Here is a 25,810-nt window from a genome sequence, read left to right on the forward strand (position 1 = left end):
GAATCAAGGCCCGTCGGGGTGTAGCTTAGTCTGGTAAAGCGCTACGTTCGGGACGTAGAGACCGGAGGTTCGAATCCTTTCACCCCGACCAGATTTCTTCAATGAAATCAACGGTCTGATGTGATCAATGGTGTCACCAACAGGAATCGAACCTGTATCTAGCGCTTAGGAGGCACTCGTTCTATCCGTTGAACTATGGCGACACGTCTTGGCAAGTTGCAAAGAGACGGAATTGTATTCGCTGAACGGGCAATGATGAAAAATCAGCTCGTACGAATTCAGTCGTAGGGAATGGTAAAAATCAGGTCCACCGCGCTTTGCTGGCCTGCCTGGGCGCGGATCGTGAAGCGCTGCGACAGATCGTAAAAAACAAACAGTGTTCCGAGTGCGCCAGAAATGCTGCGTTCGTACGCTGCGTAAAAATTACGCGAAAAGCGCTTGCCCAGCGTGATGGCGCCACCAGAGGCCGTGCCGTCCGCATTGCTTGACGCGCCCCTGAACGACAACTCGTCCAGACCTAGGGACGCGGCCAGGCCACCAGACATGCCTCCGCTTTTACTGCCCAGCAGCGCCAGCGCAGCCTGCTGCAGCAAGGCCGCTTCGGCTCCGCCTGCGGCCGAGGCCCTGCCGACGACCAGCCACGACAACTTTTCCGCGTCTGGCAATTCTGGCTGCGCATACAGTCGAACGCTGGGCAGCAGGGCAGTTCCTGTGATTTGCACGCCAACACGCTGCGTCAGGTTGGGACGGACCGCCAGGATGTCGAGCGTCGGGTTGTCAATCGCCCCGGTGAAGCGAATCAGGCCCTGTTCGACATCCAGCCGTTGGCCATAAGCACGGTATTGCCCGCCAGCGGTTCTGATGGTGCCCAGCAGGCGCGGACCGATCAGCGGGTCGCCGCTGAGCGCGAGCGTGCCCCGAACACGCGTGTCGATGCCTTTGCCCTGGATCTGGAAGTCGCGTCCCAAGTCGATCTGCACGGCTAGCTTGATTGGCCGTGCCGTCTTGTCGGCTGCCTGCGTACTGGTTTTCTCGGGTGCCTTCTGGCCCGCCGCTGCGCCGCTGGCGGTGCGCACCACCACGTCATCGCCCAGTTGCGGCGTGCCTTCTTCGGGCAGGAGGATGCGTGCCTGGTCGATGAGCAGCTTGCCCGTAAGTTCGGCCTGATCACCCTTGAGAATGGCCCGAACATCACCCGAAACTGTCAGTTGACGGTCGGTGCGGATGCTGGCACGCAGCCGCTGCAACTTGGCGTCAAGCTGAACCTGCGGCTTACCGCCGATCCAGCCTGCTTCCCCCTGGGCGGTCAGGCTGCCGCCGCTGCCTTTTTCGCCTGCACCCTGAAGGGTGAATTCGTCGATGCGCATCCGCGTGCCGTCAAGCCGGGCACGCAAGCGGCCATTGCCGAATTCGATGCCATCGACGACCGAACGCAAGGCCAGGTCATTAGCCTGCAGTTCGCCTGCCAGGCTGGGGGCTGCGCGCGTTCCGTTGATGGCTATATCGGCCCCAAGCGAGCCGCGCAAGCGCCATCCGGGCGGTGCCAGCAGTGACCAGACGCCGATACGCGGAAGTTGCGCCTTAAACTGGCCACTCAGTGGCGCATCATCCGGCCAGAGCCATCCGCCGACCATTCCTTGCCCGTCGGCAGCGCGTGCCAGCCGCGTCCTGAGTTGGCCGCTGGCCGTGCCGGCGCGTTCGCTGTCCCAGACCAGCGCAAGGCTCAGGGCGTCGCCTGCGGTCTCCAGCGAGATGCGGGCCTGCCTGATGCCGGCTGCGACACGCGCCGAATTGCCTTGCGCGCCTTCGGCCTGCACGGTGATGTCGCCGCTGCTGCGCGCCAGGCTGGCCTTGAGTTGCACGGTGTTGCCGAGCACGGCATCCCATTGGCCGTCGAACACCAGGCTGCTGCCCAAGCCAGCGCCCTTCATCTGCGGACCGGCGAGCAATTCAATCCAGGCGATCGGCAGGCCGGTGATTTTTCCAGCGGTCACGAGTTCGCCGGATCGCCAGCGCACCGGTTGCCAAGATAGCGTGGCCTGGGATGGCGCAGCGCTTGAGTCATTGGTGGATGGCGCGGTCAACACAGCTTCGCCAGCGCCGCTTTCAAAGGCGCCGCCATTGCGCGTAGGCGTCCACCTGAGCGGCAGCGGACCGCGCGTTGCCAGCCGCCAGGCACCGGCGCCCAGGGCCGGGTCTTCGACGCTCAGGCGTAGTTGCCTGACCACAGCTTGCCAGGGCAGCTCGTTCAGTGCAGCACTGGCGTTGCCCGCCGCCGGCAGGCGTCCGCCATCGCCGGTCAGTTGCAGCGCGTAGCGGCGCTGGTCGATTTCAACGCGCCCCTGGGCCTCCAGTTGCGCCTGGCTCAAGCGGCCTGACAGCGTGGCCCGCAGTTCACGGATTTTCAGCAGGTTTGCGCTGGTTGCAGCGGCCGCAACAGGCGCTGCAGGCATTGCTGGCGTGACTTTTTTTTCGTTTACCGCCTTGGGTGGGGCCGCGATCCAGTCCAGCGACGGCACTTCCAGCGTCGCCTGCACGGCCGGGTTCTGCCAGCCGCCTTGCCACCGGGCCTGAAGCCCGGCGTTGCCGCTGGCCGAAGCGTTCAATGCCGCAGCCGGCATGCCGGGCAGTTTTTGCAGCCAGCGCAGGGCCTGTGCAGCATCGCCAGCCTGCAGTTGCAATTGGCCATCGCCGCTGGCGGGCCGCAAGGCGCCCTTGAAGCGGGCATTCAAGCCAGGCGCCGTCAGGTCCAGCGCGCCCTGACCGCCTTTTTCGGCGGGCTGGACTTCGAATTGGCCCTTCAATTCGGCATCGTCGGTGCGAACCTGCAGCGCCGACAGCGCCAGCGTGCCGCCCGCTTGTTGCGGGTTCCAGGTGCCGGTGGCCGCACCCTCACGCAGGCGCAACTGCTGCAAAAAATTGTTCTGGCCGGAATGGGTTCTGGGGGCTGGCCTGCTGGCGGGCGCGTTCTCGCCGGGCACGGCTTGAACCCTGGCATCAAACCGCAGATTGGCGCCCTGTCCGCTGGCTTCGGCCTTACCGTCGAGTGGCAGGGGGGCCAGCTGGGTGAGCAACTGGGCCGGGTTGATGCGCCTGAGCGTGGCCGCGAGTTTCCAGGGCTGCGCCGATGCTGCCGCTGTCGATTCGCCTGCTGGCAGCTGCGTCCATTCGCCGCTGGCCAGCAGTTCACCGCCAGCCAGTTGCGCCTTGAGGCTGCGCACCATGGCCACGCCATTTCGCCATTCGCTCTCGGTGTCCAGTTGTTCCAGCGGCAGGCGCTTCTGGTCCCAGGGGCCGGGCAGCGCGTTGGCGAGTTTCAGCTGCAGTGACCAAGCCTGCGTGGCGGCAGATGGCGCGACAGGGGCGCTGGCTTCGAGCGGCCTGACGCTGGCACTGCCAGTCAGCAGGGTTTGCGGCATGTCCGGCAACAGCGCGGCGATGTCCAAGTCGCGGAAGGTCGCATCGGCTTGCGGCAGGGGCTGCGCCGCCCAAGGCATGACGCGTGCGGTCGCGCTCGCCTGGGGCTGCAGGGCTGGTTTTGTGGCACCGGCAGCAGGCGCGGCCGTCATTTGCAGTTCGGCCTTGACCAGCAGCTCGCTCAAGGGCCCCTTGGCGGTCACCTGCACCGCCAGCGGCACCCATGCTTCGCTGTTGGGAATGGCCGCATCGAGCGTGCCTGACAGGCTGGCGTCGAGCGTCAGCGGGCCGGCGGCCGTCAGCGCTGCGAGGCCGCTGTAGCGACCTTTGGCGACGGTCACGCGCTTCAGTTCTAGCTGATGCTGCAGACCGGTGTAGAGATAACTGCCCGCCATATCGGAAGCAGTGAATGCGGTCTTGCCTGAAAACTGCAACCGGCCCACCGAGAATTCGTCTAGTGCAACCCGCAACGGAAGACCCAGCGCGTTGGGCGGAGCCGTCGGCATGGGCGTTGGGGGACGCGCGTCGGTGATCTCAACGCTGGCGGCGGCAATGCGGTCGAGTTTGAGCGTTCCCTGCAGCAGGGACCAGGCCTGCCAGGCCAGGCTGACATCGCGGGCATCGACGGTGATGCCGTCTTGCTGCCAGTGCAATTGGTCAACATGCCCGCCAGAGCGCAAGGAGCCCGTGGCGCGTTCAAAGGTGAGCGGCTGCGACTGGCCGGCCCAGCGCAGCGCCTTGGCCAGCGAGCCTTCGGTGCCCGCCCACCACCACAGCGCGCCTGTGGTCCCAACGGCCAATGCCACAAGGCCTGCGGCTGTCCATGCGGCCGTTTTAAGCCATCGCCTCGCTGGCTTGGCTGCAACGGCTGGCTGGTTCTCGGGGGTGTCAGGTGCATCCATCAGAAAACGAACCCCACGCTGATGTGCAGGCGCGCCTGCCTGACCTTCAGGCCATAGGCCAGGTCAATCTGCAGGGGGCCGATCGGGCTCTTCCAACGAACACCGGTTCCGACACCGAAGGACGGTCGAAGGTCTTGCGGCTTGTCAGCCACCGCACCGGCGTCAATGAATACTGTGTGCTCAAACTCGCTGGACCGGCCCCTGAGCGTGATGGGCCGCTGCCACTCGACGCTGCCGACGGCCAGGTACCGGCCCGGGCCAATCACGCCATTAGCGAGCGCGATGCCGATGTCGCGGTAGCCGTAGCCGCGCACCGTGTTGTCGCCGCCGGTTCGAAATAGCTGGGTGGCCGGAATATTCGCCGTGTCCTTGGCCAGTACCGCTCCGGCTTCCGCCCGCATCGCAATCCGGCCGCTTTCCAGGGGCTTGATTCCCAGCCAGCGGCCCACCGTGCGGGTAAATGGCTGACGGTCCTGGCCCAGGGTGGTGCCGGCGCCCAGTTCGACGCCGAGCGCGTAACCCCGGCTGGGAAAAGGCAGGGTGTCAAAGTAGCGGCCGGTCCAGACATAGTTGGCCGTCAGCGCCGAGCCATCGCCGGCAGCGGACGCTGAATTGCCCGCAAGCCCTGCACCCTTCACGCTCGCCCGGTCGTATTGCAGATAGATGTTGCGGTCAATCCGGTCGCCAATTTGCGAACGGCCAAATCGCAGTCGCTGCGCCTGCGTGATCAGCTCTTCGTCATTGATGCGTTCGACACGGCCCAGCACGCCCCAGCGCCAGTTCGCTTCGTCAGGGATGGACGTCCATTCGGTCTGGGCGAAAGGCGATTTTTTTTCCAGCTGGAGCTTGGTCGTGGCGCGCCAGCCAATGCCGGGCACCCGCAGATGCGTGTGCTCCACCGATGCGCGCGGCCCGGTGTCAGTGGTCACGCCGACGCCCAGAATGATTTTTTGCAGCTTGGCTTCGCGCACCTGCACCTGCACAGGAACCGCCAGCGGGTCGTTCTCGGGGTTGATGAAGACATAGGCCGAATCAAAGTAGCCGCTCGACGCCAGCCGCAACTGCGCCTCGACCAGCCGGTTCAGGTCGTACACCTCGCCCTGGTTCAACCGCGCCAGACGCGGCACCAGCAACGGGTCGTAGCGCTCCACGCCGCTGACCTGCATCGGGCCGAGCCGGTACAGCGGACCGGAATCGAGATCCGCCCGCAGACTGGCGGTGTGGTTGGGTGCGTCCACATCGGCCAGGCTTCCGGCCAGTCGGCCTGCCGGGTAGCGCCTGGCCACCAGCTGGCGCAGCGCCTGGGTCTTGGCGCTGTTCCAGCCATCCTGGGTGAATGGCTGTCCTGTCGGAAGGCGCCAGTCGCGTTCGATGTTCCTGCGCTGTGCAACGGCGTCGCTGTCGGGCGAGTCGGCAATGTCGCCAGTAAAGGACAGGGCCACCGGGCCGATGACCGTGGCCTGCCCCGGCTCGACCGTGACCACGATGACAGGCCGCTCGTTGACGCGGCCTTCGCGGGTGATGCGGATGTCGGGGCTGAAGTAGCCGAGCGTGCCGACCAGGTTGCGCACATTGCGCTCGGCCAGCACGATCAGGCGTTCGAGTTCGGCTTCGTCCAGATCGGTCACGGCGCGGTAGCGCTGCAGTTCCAGGTGCTTTTCCAGTATCTCGCGCACGGCCGTCGGCGCCCGGACCGTGATGTCAAACGCCGTGACTTCGGGCTCGGCGCTGGTCGGGCCGACAGAGCCTTGCGGCGTGTCAACAGGGGCGATATTTTCCGGAGGCGGCGCAGGGGGCGGAGCGGTTTGCTGAACGTTCGACGGCGGGGTGGAGCCGGAAGACATGGCCGTGCCACCAAGCCCTGCGGGCCCGGCGGTCTGCGCCCGTGCGGAAGGCCCTGAAACCAGGGCCGCGAGGGCAAGCGAAACAATGACAAGACGAGAGGCGCCTGGCATCGCCCCGGCGGCCTTACGCGCGCAGTGGGTGCTGAAATGGATCACGGGCGCGAGTTTACTTCGACATTATTTCGAGAGCAGCCGGATGGCTTCCTCCAGCCCTTTGAGGGTCAGCGGATACATGCGCTGGCCCATCAGCTGCTGGACCACGCTGATGCTCTGGCGGTATTGCCAGACGCCCTGCGGCTCAGGGTTGATCCAGGCAAACTTCGGGAACGCGCTGGTCAGGCGTTGCAGCCATTCGGCGCCGGCTTCCTCGTTGTTGTATTCCACGCTGCCGCCGGGCTGCAGGATTTCGTAGGGGCTCATGGTCGCGTCGCCGACAAAGATCAGTTTGTAGTCCTTGTTGTACTTGCGGATGATGTCCCAGGTGGGGAATTTCTCGGCAAAGCGGCGGCGGTTGTTCTTCCACATGAAGTCATAGACGCAGTTGTGGAAGTAATAGAACTCCAGGTGCTTGAACTCGGCCTTGACGGCGGAAAACATTTCCTCGACGCGGTGGATGTGGTCGTCCATGGTGCCGCCGACGTCCATCAGCAGCAGCACTTTGACGTTGTTGTGGCGCTCGGGCACCATCTTGATGTCCAACCAGCCGGCATTGGCGGCGGTCGAGCGGATGGTGTCGTCCAGGTCGAGTTCTTCCTGGTTGCCCTGGCGGGCGAACTTGCGCAGGCGGCGCAGCGCGACCTTGATGTTGCGCGTGCCGAGCTCCTGCGTGTCGTCGTAATCTTTGTAGGCGCGCTGGTCCCAGACTTTCACCGCGCTGCGGTTGCGGCTTTTTTCCTGGCCGATGCGAATGCCCTGCGGATTGAAGCCGTTGGCGCCGAAAGGCGAGGTGCCGCCGGTTCCAATCCACTTGCTGCCGCCCTCGTGGCGCTCTTTTTGTTCTTCAAAACGTTTTTTGAGCGTTTCCATCAGCTCGTCCCAGCCCATTTTCTCGATCTTCGCCTTGTCCTCAGGGCTCAGTTCAAGTTCCAGGTTCTTGCGCAGCCACTCAAGGGGAATGTCCTGGGTGAAGTCGGCCAGCGTCTCCACGCCCTTGAAGTAGCTGGCAAAGGCGCGGTCGAACTTGTCGTAGTGTTTCTCGTCCTTCACCAGCACGGTGCGGCTCAGGTAATAAAAGTCGTCAATCTTGTAGGCGCCTTCGCCGGTTTCGCCATCGGGGCCAAGCTCCTTGCCGCTGTTGGGTCCAACCACGCCAGCCTGCAGTGCTTCGAGCAGCATCAGGAATTCCTTGACCGAAACCGGAAGCCTGGCCGAGCGCAGGGTGTAGAAAAAATCGATCAGCATGATGTATTTGACATTCAGTCGCGTGGTTTGCCAAGTTGATGCAACAGGTGCGCCTTGACGGTGGGCCATTCGCTGGCAATGATGCTGAACACCACGGTGTCGCGCAGTGTGCCGTTGGGCGATAGTTGGTGGTTGCGCAGCACGCCGTCCTGCTTTGCGCCCAGGCGGGCAATGGCCGCACGGCTGTCGAAATTGAACCAGTGGGTGCGAAATTCCACCGCAATGCAGTTCAGCTTTTCAAAGGCGTGCTTGAGCAGCAGCAGCTTGGCTTCGGTGTTGAGGCCGGTTCGCTGCGCGCTCTTGCTATACCAGGTGTGGCCAATTTCCAGCCGGCGGTTCTTCGGATCGATGTGGAAGAAACGGGTGGAGCCGACAATTTTTCCGTCCGATTTGCGGCGTACGATGAAAGGCATGGCGCCGGACTCGTCGCGCATTTTCAGGGCGTCGTTCATGTAAGCGATCACGGCGTCCGGACTGGCAATGGCGGTGTACCAGAGCTTCCAGAGTTCGCCGTCTCTGGCCGCATCGAGCAGTTCGGACTCATGCCTGCTTTCCAGCGGCTCCAGGATCACCCACTGGCGACCGGTCAGGGTGACAGGTTCAATAAATCGCATGCAGTTCGCGTCCTTTCGCTTGACGATTGTTTTGCTGGGCGACTGCCCGCGATGCTTGAACAAGGCTGCTTCGCCATGAAGAAGGCATGGATTCCAGGCCCAGCGAGTTCATTGGCCTTCATTGCGCTTTTGCGCCAGCGTGCAACGCCAGCGCCGCGCCAGCTGAAGGCCCAGGCCGCCGCCCAATCCGACCAGCATGATGGCGCCAATAGTGCTGTTGCCGTAGCCCGGCGCAAAAATGTCCAGGCCCAGCAGGAGCCCGCCCCAGAAACCAAGCAGCGCGCCGCCCATAAAACCGATGGCATCGGACACGCCTTCTATCCACAACGGTCGCTGGTTCATGCCGGTGCTTTCAAGGTTAACGGTTGTTGCGCTGCATGAAAACCAGTTTTTCGAACAGTGTCACGTCCTGTTCGTTCTTGAGCAGTGCGCCGACAAGCGGCGGCACCGCCACCTTCTGATCGCTGCTTTGCAGCGCTTCCAGCGGAATGTCTTCGGCCACCAGCAACTTGAGCCAGTCGAGCAGTTCGCTGGTGGACGGTTTCTTTTTCAGGCCGGGCAGGTTGCGCACGTCGTAAAACGTTTTCATCGCGGCGGCCAGCAGCTCTTTCTTGAGCGTCGGGAAATGCACATCCACGATGCTTTTCATGGTGTCGGCATCAGGGAACTTGATGTAGTGGAAAAAGCAGCGGCGCAAAAAGGCGTCGGGCAATTCCTTTTCATTGTTCGAGGTGATGAACACCAGCGGCCGGTGCTTTGCCTTGATCAGCTCGCGCGTTTCATAAACGTAAAACTCCATGCGGTCGATTTCGCGCAGCAGGTCGTTCGGAAATTCGATGTCGGCCTTGTCGATTTCATCAATCAGCAGAGCCACTGGCTCGTCCGCCGTGAAAGCCTGCCACAGCACGCCCTTGACAATGTAGTTGTGGATGTCCTTGACCTTTTCATCGCCGAGCTGCGAATCGCGCAGGCGCGAGACGGCATCGTATTCATACAGCCCTTGCTGTGCCTTGGTGGTGGACTTGATATGCCATTGGAGCAGCGGAAGACTCAAAGCCTGGGCCACTTCCTCGGCCAGCATGGTCTTGCCGGTGCCCGGCTCGCCCTTGACCAGCAGCGGGCGGGTCAGGGTCGATGCGGCATTCACCGCCAGCATCAGGTCCGGCGTGGCAACGTAGTTTTTGGAACCGTGGAATTTCATGATTTTTGAAGTCGGCGTATTGACGTGGATGGGGTAGTTGATCGGATTGTTGAAAATGGTCCGCATTTGTGCGGGCACAGATACAATCCAGCGTTGTTTAAACCATGATTTTCACCGGATTGTGCGCGCAAAATGAATAAGCTGTTCACCTCGATATTTGCCCTGGCTGTTCCTTTCGTGATGACGGCAAGTCTTGCCCAGGACATCAAGGGCGATGCCAATGCCGGCCAGACCAAGAATGCCATGTGCATTGGCTGCCACGGCATCAAGGGCTACCAATCCTCTTTTCCCGAGGTTTACAAAGTGCCCATGATCTCGGGCCAGAGTGCGAACTATATTGCCGCCTCGCTGCATGCCTACAAGAAAGGCGACCGCAAGCATCCGACCATGCGCAGCATTGCCGCGACCCTGACGGACCAGGACATTGCCGACCTGTCGGCCTATTACAGCGGGCATGGCCTGGTAGCCAGTGCCCAGTTGCCTGACAAGCCCGCCAAAGAGCCCAGCACCGAAGTCCAGGCCCTGCTGAACAAGGCCAACTGCGCATCCTGCCACGGCGCCAATTACAACAAGCCCATCGATCCTTCCTATCCCAAGATTGCCGGCCAGCATGCCGACTATCTGTTCGTGGCGCTGAAGGCCTACAAGACCGACAACGCCGGCAATGCCAGCGCCAAGGTCGGTCGCGCCCATCCGATCATGGGCGGCATGGCCAAGCAGTACACCCATGCCGAACTCAAAGCCATGGCCAACTACCTGGCCTCGGTGCCGGGCGAACTCAAGGTGGTTCCTGAAAGCCGCTTTCGCTGATCCGGAAAAAACAGGCGCGAATGCCAGGAAAAAGCCGCTGGACAAGCGGCTTTTTTGCGGGTGACTGTCAGGCCGCATGCCCGCTCAATATCAGTCTCGCGTTGCTTGGCGCTGCACGCATTCGATATACGCCGCCCCATCGGGCGGGCGGCCTGAGCGCTGGCTTTCCCAGACCATGCGGCCCAGGCACTCCATCGTTTCATGGTGCGCATCGTGCAACGAACGGCGCCGCGCGGTCAGCAATTCAACGGCCTGGCGAATGCCGCGCGGCTGATCGATCGAGCATTGCTCGCTGATGGACAGGTGCATCGACAGGTGCAGGAAAGGATTGGTGTGGCCGCTTTCCCCGCCATAAACCTTTTCCAGCGCGGCTTCCGTATTCATGAAGTCGGCCTGGTATTCGGGATGCTCGTCGATCCACTGGCTCGCTATGGTTTCTATAGCTTCCAGCGGTTGACTGGTGAGCGACTTGGCATAAACAGAGCAAAAAAACCGGCGAACGTCGGCTTGGGAGGGCGTGAACATGGGCCAGAGCCTATCACGCAGGCGGTTTTCGTTGCGACTGTGATGATTTGACGGCGGTTTCGCGTGCAACCTGCCTGCCCAGGCGACGGACACAAAATGTAAAAGCCGTACATTACCCGCAGGGCGGTGCAATTCCGGTCAGTGCCGCCCATCGACCCACCCACCCGGCAAGGAAATTTCGATGAACGCAGCGCGCATTGCAGGCATTATTTTGATCGTGGCCGGCCTGGCTGGATTTTTCACCGGCGGATTCAGTTTCACCCAGGACACGACCGCCGCCAAAATCGGCCCCATGGAGCTGACCGTCACTGAAAAGAAAGCGGTGAACATTCCCCAGTGGCTGAGCCTGGGCGCCATCGCCCTGGGCGCCATCGTGCTCGTGATGGGATCGCGCAAATCCTGAAGCCGATGGCGCCGGGCTAATCGCCTGGGCTTGGATACTGTCAAACCCGCCAGGCCGGCAGTTCCCAGTTGCGCCACAGTGCCACCAAGCGCAGACCGGCGGTCACGGCAACGCAGGCCACCAGCGCCATCCAGTCCGGCGCGTCCAGCAGCCACAGCCCTGCGTAAACCCAGCCGCCGGCAAAGGCGCAGACGGCATAGGGCCGATGGTCACGGAAGGCCGTGGGCACTTCATTGCAGACCATGTCGCGCAGCACGCCGCCGAACACGCCGGTGGTCACGCCCAGCAGCACGGCCACCAGCAGCGGCATGGCGTCAACCAGCGCCAAGTGAACGCCGGTGGCCGTGAACAGCCCCAGCCCCAGCGCATCGGGCCACTGGATGGCCTTTTCGGTGACCTCGAAATGGTGCTGGCGCAAGAACAGCATGGCCAGCACGCACAGCGCCATCACGCCCCAAAGCAGTTCCACATGCTGGACCCAGAAAAACGGCCGCCGGTCCAGCAGCAGGTCGCGCAGCGTACCGCCGCCAAACGCCGTCAGAAAGGCGACCACGCAGACCCCGACCGCATCGAGCCGCTTGCGCGCCGCTTCCAGCAGGCCCGACACGGCAAAGGCGGTGGTACCCGCCAGTTCGACCAACAGGCGCAGTGTTTCTCCCCAGGTTTGAATGTCCACAAGCATGCGGCTATTGTCCCCGTGTCCAATGCCGCCGATGCCCCAAGCCTGCCCGGCGGGTAACATGGCGCAGTTTTTTTGCTTCAACTTCCGCCTTGCCGCACGGTGCGGGCCAGAAAGACCTGCCGCCGTGGACTTCCCGCTGATCACCGATCTCTATTTTTATGTCGTGGCCGTTCCAGCCGTGCTGCTGCTGGGCATCAGCAAGAGCGGCTTTGGCGCCGGCTTTGGCTCGCTGGCCGTGCCGATGATGGCGCTGGCGGTCACGGTGCCCGAAGCCGCGGCGATCCTGATGCCGCTGCTGCTGCTCATGGACCTGCTCGGCATCGCGGCCTTTCGCAAGGATTTTGATTTTCAGTTCCTGAAGTTCCTCGTGCCCTTCGGCCTGCTGGGAACGGTGGCGGGCGCGCTGCTGTTCCGGGTGCTGGATGCGCGCACGGTCGCGGCCATCGTCGGCGGGTTCACGCTGCTGTTTCTGGCGCAGCGCCTGCTGTTCCCGCCCCGGCCCGACAGCCCGCCGCCGCCCAAGTGGCTGGGCGCGCTGCTGACCATCACCTCGGGCTTCACCAGCTTCGTGGCCCACGCCGGCGGACCGCCGATCAGCGCCTATGTGATTCCGCTGCGCCTGAGTCCGCTCAAGTTCACCGCCACCATGGCGTTTTTCTTCTTTGTGATCAACCTGTCCAAATGGATTCCCTACGCCTGGCTGGGCCTGCTCGACCTGCGCAACATGGCGACCTCGCTGGTGCTGCTGCCGCTGGCGCCCATCGGCGTGTGGGCGGGCGTGCGCATGGCCCGGACCATCAGCCCGCTCTGGTTTTACCGCATTTTGTACGGCGGCATGCTGCTGACAGGCGTCAAGCTGCTCTCGGATGGCTTGGTCTGATGCTATAAAATAAATAGCTTCTAACGCCCGCCCTTATTGCGCAAAATGGTGTTTTCATCCATATTTTTGGTGCGAAGCAGCTGGCGCAGCGTCCAGCATGAAACCGTCCGGATCAAGGCTTGCCCAATTCATTTGGCCCGGTTGGTCATGCATCGCGCAGCGGCCAGGTCCCAGCCGCCCCAGCCGCAGCTTTTGAAAAACACCGGGCCGCCGGCATGGCGCGCGGTCTGGCCGGTCCAGGCAGCGGTGTCGCCAACCACATCGGCCAGTGTCGGCAGGGCCGCCACGTCGATGCCCGCTTGCAGCAGGTCGCCGGCTTCATGGTCGGCGTCGCGGGTATCGACCACCAGCGTACCTTCTGCCGCCAGCCGGCGGCAAATCGCGGCATCCCACTCCACCATGGCGGGCGTGAAGGCGCCCACGGCCGCGACAAACGCGTCAAGCGCAGGCATGGCGCGCAAGGCTACCTGCTGCGCCGGCGTGGTGCTGACGACCAGCGGACAGTCGGCCAGCGCGGCGTCGGCGTCATCGACCCGGCGGGCGCGCAGGCCCAGTGCCTGGGCATGCCGCACCAAGGCATCGGCACTGGCCGGGTTGCGGGAAGCGACCCACACTTCCCGCAGGCCCAGCCCGGCGTGAAAGGCTTCCAGATGGGCGCGGCCCTGCACGCCTGCGCCGACGATCAGCAAGGGGCCGTCGGTACGCCTGGCCAGCTTTTGCGCAGCGAGCAGCGACACGGCCGCCGTGCGGCGCGCGGTCACCGTCGGCCCGTCCAGAATCGCCACCCGGCGGCCGGAGGCCACGTCGAACACCACGATGTCGCCCTGGATGCTGGGCAGGCCGCGCCCGGCGTTCTCCGGCGTGAAGGTGATGAGCTTGGTGATGGCGACGCGGCCATCGACCGCCGGCATGACAAACAGGCTGCCGCCGCCCGGCAGCGTCTGCACGATGCGCGCCGGAACGACCACCGCCGGGTCGCGCAGCAAGGCTTCAATCTCCTGCGCCAACGCCGGGTAGGGCAAGGCCAGGGCCGTGTCGGCGGCGCTCAAGACAGTCGGGGCGGGGTGCGTCATCGGCGAATCCTTCAGGTGTTGCGGAGCCGGCAGCGGCTGGCCAGAATTTTCTATATGCTATATAAATAATAGCTGCTTGCGCAGGCTGGTATTGCGGAAAAGCCTGTTTTTATCATAAATCAAGCCCTGGCCGTCAATGAACGCTTCCTTCAAAGCAGCTTGCCCTGGGCAGACGAATCCGCCAGCGGCCGCAGCCGCGCATAGTCCAGCAACTCGGCCAGCCGCGCGCCCTTGGCCTGCCATTCGAGCAGCACGTTTTCCGCCAGCAGCACGTAATGCCACGGCAGGCCGCCGCGCGCGTCAGCGGGCAAGCCATTGATGCGCTCGCACCAGGCCATGGCGGCCCTGAGCTTGCGCTGCACATTGGGGTGGATGGTCTGCTGCTGCGCCTTGGTTTCGACTAAATAAATGGCGCTTTCGGTGCGCACCATGAAGTCGGGCGAGTAAAACGCCGGCAGGCCATCGTCCTTCACGTAGCGCAGGCGGGCAAAGGTGTGGCGGTTTTCGCTGATCTTGCAAAACGCCAGCGTCTGCGTGTCGGCCTGCGCCCAATGGATGAACGCCCGCTCCAGCCCGCCGCTGTGCGCCGGCCAGGCCAGCCGGGTGTAGATGCACTTGGACACCTCCATCGAATGGCTTTCGCGCATCATCAGGCGCGGCACTTCGCTCAAATGCCGCAGCAGCACCTCGGTCCGGCCGGTCACATGCTTTTGCTCCGACTCCAGCAGCGCCACCGCAAACACCTTGGTGATGTGGTCCACCACAGGCTGGAGCAGCAGCAAACGCCAGTTTTCGTTGTCCAAGGGGTTGAAGGCCGCGTCGAACAGCTGCGCCCAGATGTAATCGTCCAGCCAGCCCGCCAGCTCGGCTGTATTGACCTGCAAATAAGGCTTGGCCAGGTGCGTGGCAATCTTGTTGCCCTTGGGCACTGGCTCGCTCAGCGCTTGGCTGATGCGCCGCGTCAGGCGCGCCAAATACTCGTTGTAGCCGCCCACGTTCATCACCGCGCCATCGACCCGGTAGTCGCCGAACAGCGTGGCGCTTTGCAGGTCCTGCGAGATAAAGGTGTCGCCCTTGCCCAGCAGCGCGCTGAGTTGCGCTGCCGTCAGGGCGCTGAAGGCGGGCAGGGCGCTCAGGTCGGGCGCGTGATGGTCACGCACTTCGTCGGCTTCCTGCAGGATGAACGGAATGCCAAAGTCAAACGCCGCGAAACCTTCGCGCAGTTCGGCGGCGATCACGTCGCCGGTGGCGCTGGTGTCCTTCATGTCGCCCGTCGCGCCCGCCAGTCCTTCTTTAATCAGGTCGTCATAAAACGACTGGAAGGCTGGATGCTCGACGATGGACAGCACATCGAGCAAACTGCCCGGCTCCTGCCCGGCGTTGATGCGCTCGCGGTTTTCGCGCTTCAGGTCGGTGTATTCGTCGTCGCGCCACATCAGCCGCAGGCCGCGCCCAATCGTCTGCTCCAGCAGAATTTGCGCCTGCGACGAGCGCAGCGGCACGATCACGCAGATGTTGTTCACGTCAAAGCCTTCGCGCAGCATCAGCACGCTGACAATGACCTTCGGGCTGGCGTGACTGTCCACGCTGAACAGGCGCTGGCGCACGGGCAGCCAGTCTTTTTCACCCAACTCGGCTTTCTTGCCCGAGTCAATCGTCATCACATCGTCTTGCGCCAAGCCTTCATCCTGCAAAAATCGAGCGACCAGCGGCGACACGGTGGTGTCTTCGCAGACCACCAGCATCTTCGGGAAACGCGTCGGATCGATTTTGGCGAAGTCGGTTTCCAGCTTGCGCAGCTTTTGCAGCCCTGCGCGCAGCATCACGCGCTGACCTTCGCTCAGGACAGGCTTGCCGTCCGCGTCGCGCTCGGCCTTGAACTCCAGCGGCAACGCGCCGATTTCCTTGCGCCGGTCCAGCACCAGCGACTTCACCAGCCCGGCGCGCATGGCGGCTTTCAGGTCAAAGTCGGTGACGATGTGCGGAAAGTAGAGCTTGCGCTTGTTTTTGCCGCTGCCCACGTCGTTGTACGGCGTCGCCGAAAAGTCCACCTGCACGAAACGCCGGCCCTTGGTGGCGGCGATGCGGCTCAGGCTTTTTTGCCATTCGACCTCGGTCGTCTCGCCTTCGCGCTTGAACTCGTGAATGTGGTGCGCCTCGTCGTTGAACACCATCAGCTCGGGCAGCCCGGCCAGGAATTCCAGCACATTGCCGCGCGCATAGCGCCGGTCCAGCACGTCCAGGCTGTTGCCGGTGGCGCGACCGGGCATCAGAGGCAATACGGCATTGATGACCTGCTGCGGCTCCAGCGGCGCGCCCAGGGTTTGCACTTCTTCGGCGTCCTCGATCTCGTCGGCGGCGTCGCTTTCATTGAGCAAATGCCAGTTGGTGATGGCGATCATGCCATTGCCGGTGGCTTTCAGGCCAATCTCGGTCTTGCTGCACACATTGCCGCGCACAAAGGCAAATACGGTGTCGCGGCAGGCGTCGGGAATGAACAGGTCGGCAAACCGGGCGATGTCCGAGCTGGCGAAGTCGCGCGAACCGTTGCCGTTTTCAAGCAGCTTGCCGCAAAACGCGTCGAGCAGCCGCTCATAGACGATCAGGCCGGGCGCGACCACCATGAACTGCCGGGTGAAGCGTGCGTCGTCAATCCCTTCAGCCAATGCCGCCGTCTTGTTGAGCAGTTGCCAGACCATCAGCGCCTGCATCACCCAGGTCTTGCCGGTGCCGGTCGCCATCTTGAAGCAATACTTGGGGTGGCCGTGCTTGGCCTGCGCCACCTCGTTCAGCCGCGTGCCAGTGAGCAGCGAATCGGGCGCGGCGGCGCGGTACAGGTCCAGCAGCGTCCAGTGCGCGCTGTCCCTGCCCAGCACCTCGTGCGCCACGATGGCGTTCAGGATCGCCTGTTTCTGCCCGGCATGAAAGTTCAGCCCGCTTCGGGCCAGCACCATGTCTTCGCCAAACCACCATTTCAGCAGTTCGGCGGTGGTGGGCGTGACGAGTTCCAGAATGTCGGCCGCGCCGGATTCAAGGCCCAGGCAGAGTTGCTGCGTTTTGGCGGTGAGGCCTGCGGAAAGGGCGAGCTGCTTGTCTTTTTCAGGCATGTGATGGTCTCGGGATTTGTCGACTAAACAAATTGTTTATAATTTGAGCCGTGATTGAAAGCTTTGCCAGCGCCGAAACTGAACGTCTGTTTGCCACGGGCAAGTCGCGTCGTTTGCCGCCCGACATCCTGCGGCGTGCCGTGATGCGGCTGACCCAGCTGGATGCGGCGACTGTCGTAGAGGACTTGCGCCAGCCGCCATCCAACCGGCTGGAGGCTTTGTCGGGTGAGCTGGCTGGCCAATGGAGCATCCGCATCAATGACCGTTGGCGCGTGTGCTTCCGGTTCGAGCGCGGCAATGCGCAAGACGTTGAAATCGTGGACTACCACTAAGGAGCGAGCCCCATGAAAGTTAAAACACCCGTGAACGGACTTCCGGCTATTCACCCCGGTGAGTTCCTGCGCGAAACGCTTGAAGATATGGGGCTGACCCAAGTGGCTTTGGCCGACGCCATTGGCGTCTCGCCCATGCGCATTTCGCACCTGCTTCGGGGCGATCGTCCCGTCACGGCCGAACTGGCGTTGCGCTTGGGCCGTGCGCTGGGGCAGACGCCGCAGTACTGGCTGAACCTGCAGACCACCTACGACCTGAAAGTGGCGCAGCTTGAAATGAAAGACAGCCTGCTGGCGGTGCGGGAACTGACTGTGGCCTGAAACAGCTGTCTCGCTGCGGTTCACGCCGCCCCTACCATGCTGACCACTTCCGCCTCAAAGCCAAACACATCCACCACCCGCACGCACACCTTGCGCGGGCCGGGCTTGAACGGCGCCGTCACCACCGCCTGCGTCACCACGCGCAATGCATCTTCATCATTGGCCGTGTTGCCCCGGTAGTCCTGCCAGACCGAGCGGAACACCCGGCCGTCGTAGTCCGGGTCCACCGCCCAGTATTCGATCAGCGCCAGCGGCTCTTTGTTGATCACGGCCTGCAGCTTGGCGCGGTTGGCGTCATCGAGGTTGATGGCTTCGGGCGACAGCAGCACGTAGTTTTTCAGCCGAACGGTCAGCGTTTCCTGGTTTTGCTCCCTCTCCCCCTGGGAGAGGGCAGGGGTGAGGGTTCCCCGGCTTGGCGCGCGTTCGATGGGATGAATCGTCAAATACTGCAGCGACGAAAACCGCACCTGCCCGCGCAGCTTGTCCAGCCCGCCTTTTTTCTTCAGCCGGTCCATCAGGTCGGGCGGAATCACCAGGACTTCGAGGCGCGAATCGTTCAGCGCGGTGATGGTTTCGCCTATCGATGGTTCAAAATTCCAGCCCAGCACCACCACCCGGTCCCAGCCGCCCATCAGGTTGTCGCGCTGCGCCACCGCCTTTTTCAGCGTCGCCATGCCGGTGAGCTTGTTGGGCGAGTCGGCCAGCACCAGCGTCTTGCTGCTGCTCTTGCCGGCGCCAAAGGCCATGCCGGCGATCTGCCCGAGGTTGCGCTGCGGGTTCACGTCGGGCGGCAGCGGCAGCGCGCCATACAGCGACAGCACGATCTGCGACAGGTCGCCGATGCGGAAGTCGCGCCCCAGCATGGCCTTGGCCGCCTCGACCTGGTAGTCGCCGATGGCCTGGTAAAGAAAAGGCTTGGCGTCCTGGTCGATCAGTCGCTTGCGCATGATCATGCAGGCGGGCTTGCCGAGGTCGGTGGTGATCCAGCGGCGACCGAGTTTTTCGACTACGGTGGCGGTGGTGCCGGAGCCGCCGTTGAAGTCGGCGACGATGCTGTTTTTGTTGGTCGAGAGTTTGATGATTCTTTCGAGCAACCGTCCCGGCTTTTGTGTCGCGTAGTCGGTTCGCTCTCCGCTTTGACTCTGTAAAGGTGAAATATCGAGCCAGAGCGATTGCAATGGCACACCGGGCATTTCGTCTAAATATCGCTTGTATCTCCAGTCGGTGCCTGTTTTGCTTTGAATCAAGCGTCCTTCGCTATGAAGTCTTTCAATCCGCTCCTTGGAATAGCGCCAATATTTTGTGGCACCTTTGAACTCGTAGTAGGGGTTGCCCTTTTGTGCTCCGCCGGGGCCGCTGGTGTTATCGAGCTGAAACCTACGTCCTGTGCCGGTTTCAACATGTTTATAGGCGCTGTCAATGTATTCCTGTGAATATGGCTCGTAGATCAGGTTAACCAAGGCCCGCTCTGTTTTGGCATACCAATAAATCACATCGTGTTGACGACCCAAGTGCTCAGCTCCTTGGCACGAGTCAGAATGGCTGGCAGTACGCTTCCAAATAATTTCGTTTCGAAAATTGTCTTTGCCATAAAGCTCATCCAGAACCAGCTTCACGTAATGCCCCACATGCCAGTCCAGATGCACGTAAATCGAGCCGGTATCGGCCAGCAACTCGCGCATCAAAATCAGTCGGGGCGTGATCATCGCCAGGTACGACGCCGTGCCGTCGCTCCAGGTGTCGGAATAGGCGAACTGCTCGATCACCGTCGGCTTTTGCTCCAGTTCCACGCCGGGTAGCGTGACCTTGGTGCGGTAGTCGGCTTTGCTGTCAAACGGCGGGTCGATATAGATCAGATCGACTTTGCCGCGCAACGAAGGCGTGTGTTCGTCGCCCGCCAGCAGCGCCGCCATGGCCAGCAGGTTGTCGCCGTAGATCAGGCGGTTGGTCCACGGCTCGGCTTGCCCCGGGCTGTCGGCTGTCAGCAGCGGCTGCGCGCTGGGCAGCAAGCTGGCCTGGCCGGGGGCAAACACTTCGCGCTGCGCCGCCCGGCTTTGCGCCGTGATCCAGTCCTGCGCCGACGCGTCCTTGGCGGGCAGCACCACCTCACGGGTCTGCAGCGTCACGCGGTGGCGATTTTCAAGGCTTTCCAGGATTTTTTCGGCTTCTTTACGGCCGTTGGCCACGATTTCGGGCAACTGCTCCAGCAGGGACTTGGCCATGACTTCCTGTTCATTGAAAAGTGAACAAAGAGTTTAGTTTGAAATAAACAGTAAGTTTTATTCGGCAGGGCTGAAAACTTAACTTTTGGTTCATGAATGAAAAAGAGGAATTTGCCAAACGCCTGAGCGACGCCATGGTCCATGCGGGCTATGCGCTGCGCCCGGTGGTGCTGGAGCGGGAGTTCAATACGCGCTACTGGGGGCGCTCAGTCACCTTGCAGGCGGTGCGCCGCTGGCTGCGCGGCGAGGCAATTCCATCGCAGGAAAAACTGCAGGTATTGGCTGACTGGCTCAAGGTCGAGCCACAAGTGCTGCGTTTTGGCGAAGCGGTGCGCAATTCAATTCAGCAACACAAAGAGCGCTGGGACGAAGGCGTCGGCTACCTGGAACGCGAAACCTTCGACGCCTTCCTCAAGCTGCCCGCGCCGCAGCGCAAGATCATCCGCGAGGTGATCCTGACCTTCGCCAAGGTCCACAACGACGCCGAGGCGCCCCCGCAAACGCCACAGAGTCGAGCCGGATAAGTGCTACAAAATAAATAGCTGCTTGCGCAAGACAGGCGTGCGCAAATGGCATATTTCATTCATATTTCAGCCCTCAGAATCCTGACGCTGCTGCGCCAGCAACTCGCGCTCCTGCTTCATCTGCGCTTCCAGCTGCATCCGTCCCTGTTTGGCAACGGCAATGAATTTTTCGCGGTTGTTGCGGTGCGGGTACATCTGCTCGAACAGCGCCAGGTTGTGCTGGCGGAACCGTTCGGCGGCCTGTTGCGCGGCCACCTGCGGCTGGCCCAGCAGTTCGAGCACGGTGCGGGCGCTGCGCAGGCTGGAGTCGAACAGCTCGCGCTCGACGCGCATCACGCCCCGGTCGCGCAGCGCGTTCCAGTGCGGCACATCCCGCGCACGGGCAACGATCTGCAGCTGCGGAAAGTTCTCCTTGACCACATCGACGATTTTCAGCGACTGCTCCACGTCATCAACCGACAGCACCAGGATTTTGGCGTGGGCCGCGCCCGCCGTGCGCAGCAGGTCGAGCCGGGTGGCATCGCCGTAGAACACGCGGTAGCCGAAGGTGCGGATGGTCTCGATCATGTCGGCGTCATGGTCAAGCACGGTGGCCGAAATGCCCTGCGCCAGCAGCATGCGGCCGACGATCTGGCCGTAACGGCCAAAGCCGGCAATGATGACCGGCGCCTCCTGCGGCTCCGAGATTTCCTCCAGCGTGATTTTTTTTCCGTTGGCATAGCGCGGCAGCAGCAGCTTGTCGATGGCCACCAGCAGCAGCGGGCTGATGAGCATCGACAAGGCCACCGCGCCAATCAGCAGCGAGGCGGTTTCGGCTGAAAACACCCGGGCGCCGGCAGCGGCCTGAAACACCACAAAGGCAAATTCGCCGCCCTGCGCCAGCAGCAGCGCAAACACCGGCCGCTCCTGGTAGGGCAGTTTCATCGCATAAGCAAGTCCGTAGATGACCAGCAGCTTCAGCCCCAGGAAGCCGGCCAGGATGGCGAGCATCTGGCCGGGGAATTTCCACAGCACGCCAAAGTCGATGCTCATGCCCACGGCGATGAAAAACAGGCCGAGCAGCAAGGCCTTGAACGGCTCGATGTCGGTTTCCAGTTCGCGCCGGTATTCGCTTTCGGCCAGCAGCACGCCGGCCAGAAAGGCGCCCAGCGCCATCGACAGGCCGACCAGTTGCATCAAGGCGGCAATGCCGACCACCAGCAGCAGCGACGCGGCGGTGAAGATCTCGGGCGTGCCGCTGTTGGCGATCCAGCGCAGCACCGGGCGCAGCAGCAGCCGGCCACCCAGAATGATGCCGCCGATGCTTGCTATGATTTTCAGAGCTTCAAATGCACGGCTGGTGTGCGTAATGGCTTCATTTCCTTCTCCAAGCGTGCCCAGGAGCGGCATCAGCGCCAGGATCGGAATGGCGGCCACGTCCTGGAACAACAGGATCGAAAAGCCGGCCTGCCCGCTGGAGGTGCGCATCAGGTTGCGCTCGTTGATCGACTGCAGCGCAATCGCGGTCGAGGACAGCGCCAGCCCCAGGCCGGCCACCAGCGCGACCGGCCATCCGATGCCGAACGCCATGGCGGTGCCGGTCAGCAGCGCGGCGCAGCTCAGCAATTGGGCGCTGCCCCAGCCAAAGATGGGCCGGCGCAGGTTCCACAGCCGCTGGGGCTCCAGCTCCAGACCGATCAGGAACAGCATCAGCACCACGCCGAATTCGGCAAAGTGAAGGATGTCCTGCACATTGGTGACCAGACCGAGCCCCCACGGCCCGATGGCGATGCCGGCGGCCAGATAGCCGATGATGGAGCCCAGGCCAAGCTTTTTGGCCAGCGGCACGACGACCACGGCGGCGGCCAGGTAGATGAAGCTGTTGATCAGCCAGTCGGGTGCATGGTTCATGCTGGACTCGCGGACGCGGCCGTGCGGGCAAGCCGCCGGGGCTGGAAAGAAATTTCATGGGGCGCATGCATCCAGCAACGATAGCGGAAAAGCCGGGCGCTGCTAGCGTCGAGCGAGATTTTTGCCAGCCGTGTTGGCGCGCCAAGGCTGTCGCCCAACCGACACCCGGCCTGCTTCCCATGCCGGCCATCCCGCTACAGTTCCGGGATGAAAACCTTTCAAACCCTGTCCGACCTGGCGGCCTGCGTGGGCCAGGAAGTCGCTGTCAGCGACTGGATCACGATCACGCAGCCGCAGGTCAACCTGTTTGCCGAGGCCACAGGCGACCACCAGTGGATTCATGTCGATCCTGAAAAAGCCGCCGCCGGGCCGTTTGGCGCGGCGATTGCGCACGGCTTTCTGACGCTGTCGCTGCTGCCGCGTTTTTTTGAATCGTCGATGGAAATCATCGAGTCGCGCATGGGCGTGAACTATGGCCTGAACAAGGTGCGTTTCATGGCGCCCGTGCCGGTCGGCAGCCGTTTGCGCGCCCGCATGAAGCTGCTGAGCGCCGAGCCCATCGAGGCGGACGGCCTGCAGATGGCGTGGGACGTGACGGTCGAGCGCGAAGGCGCGGCCAAGCCGGTGTGCGTGGCCGAGTCGCTGGTGCGCCGCTATCCGTGAAACCCGTGGCTTGACTTAGCCGGGCAGGGCGGCGCCGGCAAAACCGTTTTGCCGCCAGGCCTCGAACACGGTGACGGCCACGCTGTTGGACAGGTTCAGGCTGCGCTGGCCGGGCAGCATCGGCACCTTCAGGCGCTGGCCCAGGCCGAACGACGCGCGCACTTCGGGCGCCAGCCCTTTGGTCTCCGAGCCGAAGACCAGCCAGTCGCCCGGCAAAAAATGCGCGTCGTACATATTTCCGGCGCCTTGCGTGGTCAGGGCGAACAGCCGCTCAAGTAGCGGCTGCTGGCTGGCCAGGAAAGCCGGCCAGCTGGCGTGGCGCAGCACCTGGGCGTACTCGTGGTAGTCCAGCCCGGCGCGCCGCATGTGCTTGTCGTCCATCGAAAAACCCAGCGGCTCGACCAGGTGCAGCCGGCAGCCGGTGTTGGCCGCCAGGCGAATCACATTGCCGGTGTTGGGCGGAATCTCGGGCTCGACCAGGACGATATTGAACATGTTTGGCTGCTATTGGAAAGAGGCCGCACCGCATTTCGTCAGCGTGCAGCAAAGAATGAAGCGGCGATTCTAGGCGGGCGCCGTGCGCGCCAGGACCAGCGCGGTGATCTGCGCCGCGCCGGCATCGCGCAGCGCCTGCGCCGCTGCAAAGAGCGATGCGCCGCTGGTCATCACGTCATCGACCAGCACCACGCGCCGGCCGGCCAGTTCGCCGGCGCGCAGCGGATCGACCTGGAAAGCGCCCCTGACATTGGCCAGCCGGGCTTCCCGCCCGAGCTGGCTTTGCGGGCGTGTGTGCTTGAGCCGCAGCAGCAGCCGCGTATCGGCCCGGCCCCGGGTGCTGGACTGGCGGGCCAGGGCACTGGCCAGTTCCCACGCCTGGTTGAAGCCGCGCATTTGCAGTCGCTCGGCCGACAGCGGCAGCGCAAGGAGCCAGTCCTGCGCGTCCAGTTCGTTCAGTGCCTGCGCCACGCCTGGCGTTTGCAGCAGCAGGCCGGCAAAAAAACCGGCCCAGCCGGGCTGCTCGCCAAACTTGTAGCGTGAAATCAGCGCGGACCAGGGATAGGCATAAGGCACGGCGGCCAGCGTGGCGTCCATGGGTGGGCGCTGGCGCATGCAGCCGGCGCAAAGACGCGGGGCCGCTGGCAGATCGACCGGCACGAGTGTGGGAAGGGGCAGTGCGCACGCCGTGCAGCAGGGCTGGCCGGTCATGAAACGCGCCAGGCAGGGCTGGCAGACCTGCTGTGCCGGCCAGCTGTGGCAAACGGCGCACTGGCTGGCCAAGCCGGGCAGGCTGGGCATGAATCGGCGAAGGGCAGGCAGGCTTTTAAACACGTGTCAATATACTCGCCCGACCTTGTGCCACCATTGCCCCCCATGACCACCACCTCGCGCCCGCCCACGCTCGATCCAAACGCCGTCAGCCGCTGGCAGCGAACGGCTCCCTTGACTTCACCTTGGCTGCATGAGGAAGTCGCCAGCCGCATGCAGGACCGGCTGGAGTGGATCAAGCTCAAGCCGCAGGCCTGGGCGCATTGGGGCGCCTTGCGCGGCGGACTGCAGGCGCATGCCGAATTGGCGAAAATCTATCCGGATTCAGCATGTTTTGTTGCTGAAGCGCAAGAAAATAGGGCGCAAGTAGCTATTAAAAACATAGTTAAGCCCTGGTGGAGCCCGAGCCAGTGGCGCGCCGCGCCGGTGCATTTCGAGATGCCGCCGCCGGACAGCGTGGACATGCTGTGGGCCAACATGGCGCTGCACGAATCGGCCGACCCGCAGGCGCTGCTCGCCCAGTGGCACCGCGCCTTGAAGGTCGATGGCTTCCTGATGTTTTCATGCCTCGGACCCGATACCGCCAGGGAACTGCGTTCGCTGTACGCCCGCCTGGGCTGGCCACCGGCCGGCCATGAACTGACCGACATGCACGACTGGGGCGACATGCTGGTGCAAACCGGCTTTGCCGAGCCGGTGATGGACATGGAGCGCATCACACTGACCTATGAAACGCCCGAGCGATTGCTGCAGGAGCTTGGCGAGCTTGGCCGCAATTTCCATCCAGCCCGCTTTCCCGGCTTGCGGGGCAGGGCGTGGAAGGCAAGATTGGCGCACGAATTGGTGGCGCAGCTGACCGGCAGCGACGGCCGGCTGTCCCTGACGTTCGAGGTCATTTATGGACATGCGCTGAAAGCCAGGCCAAAATTCAAGGTGAGCGCGCTCAGCGCCGTGTCGGTCGAAGACATGCGCAGGATGCTGCAGAGCGGTTCGGGCGCGCCGGGTTGAGCAGCCCGCCCCCGCAGCGTGGCGATTATGTTAATGGCCTTTGCGGTTTTCCCTAATGAAGATTGAGCCGGTTTCTGTTTAAATCCATGGGATTGCGGCATGCTGAAACTGCTTTTGCCATATTCAGGTTTGTTTGCTTCCCTATTTTTTCCACGCTGCTCGCTGTTTTCGTGAGGGTTGTCACATGTTGCAATCACCCCCGGCTTTTCAATTTGCCACCCTGTCGACAAACCATGTTTCTTCCCATGGCTCGGTCGTTCTGTGGCGTCTCAAGCGGCACAGTCTGATCTCGCCGGCGCAACTCGGATGGTTCTACCTGTCGCTTTGCCTTGCCTGCCTTGGCGTGGCGGCTTTTTTGTCGTCGCAGAATGCGTCGGTTGTCATGACGTTTGCCTTGCTGGCCATTGGGACAGCGTTTGTTGTCTATTCGCGGCATGCGGGCGACACCGAAAAGATTGTTTTGCAGGATGGGCAACTGGTGGTCGAACTTGAAACCGCTGGCCGGACCGAGCGGGCCGCGTTCAATCGGGAGTGGGTTCGCATCGAGCCCAGGCATGACGACGGTTCATTGATTGAAGTGTCGGGCCAGGGCCGGTCGGTGCGGGTAGGCCGCCATGTGCGGCCTGAGCTGCGGCCCCTGCTGGCCCGCGAAATACGCTTTGCCTTGCGCACCTGCTGACCCACGGCCAGGATGCTCTTGCCTCATTTTCGATTTTGGCGTTTTG

At 62.8% G+C, this 25,810-nt stretch carries 23 protein-coding genes and 2 tRNA genes; 10 read left to right on the top strand and 15 right to left on the bottom strand.

Annotated features, from left to right (window positions below; genetic code table 11):
• The first annotated feature begins 14 nt into the window (after window positions 1–14).
• Window positions 15–91, top strand: a tRNA-Pro gene (locus tag ACP7AD_RS06560).
• A 37-nt stretch (window positions 92–128) separates the two neighbouring features.
• Here ACP7AD_RS06560 and ACP7AD_RS06565 read toward each other — a convergent pair.
• The 7 genes from ACP7AD_RS06565 to ACP7AD_RS06595 all read right to left on the bottom strand — a co-directional run bounded on the left by ACP7AD_RS06565 (window position 129) and on the right by ACP7AD_RS06595 (window position 9,379).
• Window positions 129–203: transfer RNA gene (locus ACP7AD_RS06565), tRNA-Arg, on the bottom strand.
• A gap of 75 nt (window positions 204–278) precedes the next feature.
• Window positions 279–4,223 (bottom strand): translocation/assembly module TamB domain-containing protein, encoded by a 3,945-nt coding sequence (locus ACP7AD_RS06570; RefSeq protein ID WP_426145697.1) that lies wholly within the window; start codon window positions 4,221–4,223, stop codon window positions 279–281.
• A 95-nt stretch (window positions 4,224–4,318) separates the two neighbouring features.
• A complete protein-coding gene (locus ACP7AD_RS06575; protein ID WP_426145698.1) occupies window positions 4,319–6,163 on the bottom strand; it encodes an autotransporter assembly complex protein TamA in 1,845 nt (614 codons plus the stop codon).
• A 177-nt stretch (window positions 6,164–6,340) separates the two neighbouring features.
• Window positions 6,341–7,564: a vWA domain-containing protein gene (locus ACP7AD_RS06580; RefSeq protein WP_426145700.1), complete on the bottom strand. Its 1,224-nt coding sequence runs from the start codon at window positions 7,562–7,564 to the stop codon at window positions 6,341–6,343.
• 14 nt (window positions 7,565–7,578) lie between these two features.
• Window positions 7,579–8,178 (bottom strand): GNAT family N-acetyltransferase, encoded by a 600-nt coding sequence (locus ACP7AD_RS06585; RefSeq protein WP_426145702.1) that lies wholly within the window; start codon window positions 8,176–8,178, stop codon window positions 7,579–7,581.
• Window positions 8,179–8,286: 108 nt separating this feature from the next.
• Complete coding sequence (locus ACP7AD_RS06590) at window positions 8,287–8,520, bottom strand: hypothetical protein (RefSeq protein WP_426145703.1); 234 nt, start codon at window positions 8,518–8,520, stop codon at window positions 8,287–8,289.
• Between the two features lie 16 nt (window positions 8,521–8,536).
• Entirely contained in the window at window positions 8,537–9,379 is an 843-nt protein-coding gene (locus tag ACP7AD_RS06595; protein WP_426145822.1) for an AAA family ATPase, read from the bottom strand.
• A 132-nt stretch (window positions 9,380–9,511) separates the two neighbouring features.
• Here ACP7AD_RS06595 and ACP7AD_RS06600 point away from each other — a divergent pair, with 132 nt between their 5' ends.
• Entirely contained in the window at window positions 9,512–10,189 is a 678-nt protein-coding gene (locus ACP7AD_RS06600; protein WP_426145705.1) for a c-type cytochrome, read from the top strand.
• Between the two features lie 90 nt (window positions 10,190–10,279).
• Here the strand turns inward: ACP7AD_RS06600 and ACP7AD_RS06605 are convergent, their stop codons facing one another.
• Window positions 10,280–10,714, bottom strand: coding sequence for a DUF1841 family protein (locus ACP7AD_RS06605; protein WP_426145707.1), 435 nt, complete (start codon window positions 10,712–10,714; stop codon window positions 10,280–10,282).
• Between the two features lie 181 nt (window positions 10,715–10,895).
• Here ACP7AD_RS06605 and ACP7AD_RS06610 point away from each other — a divergent pair, with 181 nt between their 5' ends.
• On the top strand, window positions 10,896–11,117 hold the full coding sequence (locus tag ACP7AD_RS06610; protein ID WP_036805970.1) for a hypothetical protein: 222 nt from the start codon (window positions 10,896–10,898) through the stop codon (window positions 11,115–11,117).
• Between the two features lie 40 nt (window positions 11,118–11,157).
• Here the strand turns inward: ACP7AD_RS06610 and ACP7AD_RS06615 are convergent, their stop codons facing one another.
• Window positions 11,158–11,799 carry a trimeric intracellular cation channel family protein gene (locus ACP7AD_RS06615; RefSeq protein WP_426145709.1) on the bottom strand — a complete coding sequence of 214 codons (642 nt, stop codon included), beginning with the start codon at window positions 11,797–11,799 and terminating at the stop codon, window positions 11,158–11,160.
• A gap of 124 nt (window positions 11,800–11,923) precedes the next feature.
• Here ACP7AD_RS06615 and ACP7AD_RS06620 point away from each other — a divergent pair, with 124 nt between their 5' ends.
• Window positions 11,924–12,679, top strand: a complete 756-nt coding sequence (locus tag ACP7AD_RS06620) for a sulfite exporter TauE/SafE family protein (protein ID WP_426145710.1) — start codon at window positions 11,924–11,926, stop codon at window positions 12,677–12,679.
• Between the two features lie 128 nt (window positions 12,680–12,807).
• Here the strand turns inward: ACP7AD_RS06620 and ACP7AD_RS06625 are convergent, their stop codons facing one another.
• Together ACP7AD_RS06625 and ACP7AD_RS06630 are read right to left on the bottom strand one after the other, a co-directional pair.
• The gene (locus tag ACP7AD_RS06625; protein ID WP_426145712.1) at window positions 12,808–13,752 is read right to left on the bottom strand and encodes a delta(1)-pyrroline-2-carboxylate reductase family protein; all 945 of its coding nucleotides are present in this window, start codon (window positions 13,750–13,752) and stop codon (window positions 12,808–12,810) included.
• 149 nt (window positions 13,753–13,901) lie between these two features.
• Window positions 13,902–16,859: a DEAD/DEAH box helicase family protein gene (locus ACP7AD_RS06630; RefSeq protein WP_426145713.1), complete on the bottom strand. Its 2,958-nt coding sequence runs from the start codon at window positions 16,857–16,859 to the stop codon at window positions 13,902–13,904.
• A gap of 50 nt (window positions 16,860–16,909) precedes the next feature.
• Between ACP7AD_RS06630 and ACP7AD_RS06635 the strand changes: the two genes are divergently transcribed.
• On the top strand, window positions 16,910–17,191 hold the full coding sequence (locus tag ACP7AD_RS06635) for a type II toxin-antitoxin system RelE/ParE family toxin (protein WP_426145714.1): 282 nt from the start codon (window positions 16,910–16,912) through the stop codon (window positions 17,189–17,191).
• A 12-nt stretch (window positions 17,192–17,203) separates the two neighbouring features.
• Entirely contained in the window at window positions 17,204–17,512 is a 309-nt protein-coding gene (locus ACP7AD_RS06640) for a HigA family addiction module antitoxin (RefSeq protein ID WP_426145716.1), read from the top strand.
• 20 nt (window positions 17,513–17,532) lie between these two features.
• On the opposite strand, the gene ACP7AD_RS06645 is transcribed toward ACP7AD_RS06640, so the two are convergent.
• Entirely contained in the window at window positions 17,533–19,734 is a 2,202-nt protein-coding gene (locus tag ACP7AD_RS06645; protein ID WP_426145717.1) for a site-specific DNA-methyltransferase, read from the bottom strand.
• A gap of 92 nt (window positions 19,735–19,826) precedes the next feature.
• Between ACP7AD_RS06645 and ACP7AD_RS06650 the strand changes: the two genes are divergently transcribed.
• Window positions 19,827–20,258: an XRE family transcriptional regulator gene (locus ACP7AD_RS06650; protein WP_426145719.1), complete on the top strand. Its 432-nt coding sequence runs from the start codon at window positions 19,827–19,829 to the stop codon at window positions 20,256–20,258.
• A gap of 66 nt (window positions 20,259–20,324) precedes the next feature.
• Here ACP7AD_RS06650 and kefC read toward each other — a convergent pair whose 3' ends face one another.
• Window positions 20,325–22,148, bottom strand: a complete 1,824-nt coding sequence (kefC, locus tag ACP7AD_RS06655; RefSeq protein WP_426145721.1) for a glutathione-regulated potassium-efflux system protein KefC — start codon at window positions 22,146–22,148, stop codon at window positions 20,325–20,327.
• Between the two features lie 207 nt (window positions 22,149–22,355).
• Between kefC and ACP7AD_RS06660 the strand changes: the two genes are divergently transcribed.
• Complete coding sequence (locus tag ACP7AD_RS06660; protein ID WP_426145722.1) at window positions 22,356–22,811, top strand: MaoC family dehydratase; 456 nt, start codon at window positions 22,356–22,358, stop codon at window positions 22,809–22,811.
• A 15-nt stretch (window positions 22,812–22,826) separates the two neighbouring features.
• On the opposite strand, the gene ACP7AD_RS06665 is transcribed toward ACP7AD_RS06660, so the two are convergent.
• Window positions 22,827–23,306 (bottom strand): tRNA (cytidine(34)-2'-O)-methyltransferase, encoded by a 480-nt coding sequence (locus ACP7AD_RS06665; protein ID WP_426145724.1) that lies wholly within the window; start codon window positions 23,304–23,306, stop codon window positions 22,827–22,829.
• 69 nt (window positions 23,307–23,375) lie between these two features.
• Complete coding sequence (locus tag ACP7AD_RS06670; RefSeq protein WP_426145726.1) at window positions 23,376–24,107, bottom strand: ComF family protein; 732 nt, start codon at window positions 24,105–24,107, stop codon at window positions 23,376–23,378.
• Between the two features lie 75 nt (window positions 24,108–24,182).
• Here ACP7AD_RS06670 and ACP7AD_RS06675 point away from each other — a divergent pair, with 75 nt between their 5' ends.
• Window positions 24,183–25,085, top strand: a complete 903-nt coding sequence (locus tag ACP7AD_RS06675; protein ID WP_426145727.1) for a methyltransferase domain-containing protein — start codon at window positions 24,183–24,185, stop codon at window positions 25,083–25,085.
• A gap of 184 nt (window positions 25,086–25,269) precedes the next feature.
• On the top strand, window positions 25,270–25,764 hold the full coding sequence (locus ACP7AD_RS06680) for a DUF2244 domain-containing protein (RefSeq protein WP_426145729.1): 495 nt from the start codon (window positions 25,270–25,272) through the stop codon (window positions 25,762–25,764).
• Window positions 25,765–25,810 lie beyond the last annotated feature (46 nt).

The organism is Polaromonas sp. DSP2-3-2b2, from assembly GCF_049895905.1.
GTDB lineage: Bacteria > Pseudomonadota > Gammaproteobacteria > Burkholderiales > Burkholderiaceae_C > Polaromonas.

Excerpts from the sequence above, each read along its gene's own strand:
- ACP7AD_RS06575 (WP_426145698.1), bottom strand. The coding sequence starts at position 6,163 with ATGTCTTCCGGCTCCACCCCGCCGTCGAACGTTCAGCAAACCGCTCCG.
- ACP7AD_RS06580 (WP_426145700.1), bottom strand. The coding sequence starts at position 7,564 with ATGCTGATCGATTTTTTCTACACCCTGCGCTCGGCCAGGCTTCCGGTT.
- ACP7AD_RS06585 (WP_426145702.1), bottom strand. The coding sequence starts at position 8,178 with ATGCGATTTATTGAACCTGTCACCCTGACCGGTCGCCAGTGGGTGATC.
- ACP7AD_RS06590 (WP_426145703.1), bottom strand. The coding sequence starts at position 8,520 with ATGAACCAGCGACCGTTGTGGATAGAAGGCGTGTCCGATGCCATCGGT.
- ACP7AD_RS06595 (WP_426145822.1), bottom strand. The coding sequence starts at position 9,379 with ATGAAATTCCACGGTTCCAAAAACTACGTTGCCACGCCGGACCTGATG.
- ACP7AD_RS06600 (WP_426145705.1), top strand. The coding sequence starts at position 9,512 with ATGAATAAGCTGTTCACCTCGATATTTGCCCTGGCTGTTCCTTTCGTG.
- ACP7AD_RS06605 (WP_426145707.1), bottom strand. The coding sequence starts at position 10,714 with ATGTTCACGCCCTCCCAAGCCGACGTTCGCCGGTTTTTTTGCTCTGTT.
- ACP7AD_RS06610 (WP_036805970.1), top strand. The coding sequence starts at position 10,896 with ATGAACGCAGCGCGCATTGCAGGCATTATTTTGATCGTGGCCGGCCTG.
- ACP7AD_RS06615 (WP_426145709.1), bottom strand. The coding sequence starts at position 11,799 with ATGCTTGTGGACATTCAAACCTGGGGAGAAACACTGCGCCTGTTGGTC.
- ACP7AD_RS06625 (WP_426145712.1), bottom strand. The coding sequence starts at position 13,752 with ATGACGCACCCCGCCCCGACTGTCTTGAGCGCCGCCGACACGGCCCTG.
- ACP7AD_RS06630 (WP_426145713.1), bottom strand. The coding sequence starts at position 16,859 with ATGCCTGAAAAAGACAAGCAGCTCGCCCTTTCCGCAGGCCTCACCGCC.
- ACP7AD_RS06640 (WP_426145716.1), top strand. The coding sequence starts at position 17,204 with ATGAAAGTTAAAACACCCGTGAACGGACTTCCGGCTATTCACCCCGGT.
- ACP7AD_RS06645 (WP_426145717.1), bottom strand. The coding sequence starts at position 19,734 with ATGGCCAAGTCCCTGCTGGAGCAGTTGCCCGAAATCGTGGCCAACGGC.
- ACP7AD_RS06650 (WP_426145719.1), top strand. The coding sequence starts at position 19,827 with ATGAATGAAAAAGAGGAATTTGCCAAACGCCTGAGCGACGCCATGGTC.
- kefC (WP_426145721.1), bottom strand. The coding sequence starts at position 22,148 with ATGAACCATGCACCCGACTGGCTGATCAACAGCTTCATCTACCTGGCC.
- ACP7AD_RS06660 (WP_426145722.1), top strand. The coding sequence starts at position 22,356 with ATGAAAACCTTTCAAACCCTGTCCGACCTGGCGGCCTGCGTGGGCCAG.
- ACP7AD_RS06665 (WP_426145724.1), bottom strand. The coding sequence starts at position 23,306 with ATGTTCAATATCGTCCTGGTCGAGCCCGAGATTCCGCCCAACACCGGC.
- ACP7AD_RS06670 (WP_426145726.1), bottom strand. The coding sequence starts at position 24,107 with ATGCCCAGCCTGCCCGGCTTGGCCAGCCAGTGCGCCGTTTGCCACAGC.
- ACP7AD_RS06675 (WP_426145727.1), top strand. The coding sequence starts at position 24,183 with ATGACCACCACCTCGCGCCCGCCCACGCTCGATCCAAACGCCGTCAGC.
- ACP7AD_RS06680 (WP_426145729.1), top strand. The coding sequence starts at position 25,270 with ATGTTGCAATCACCCCCGGCTTTTCAATTTGCCACCCTGTCGACAAAC.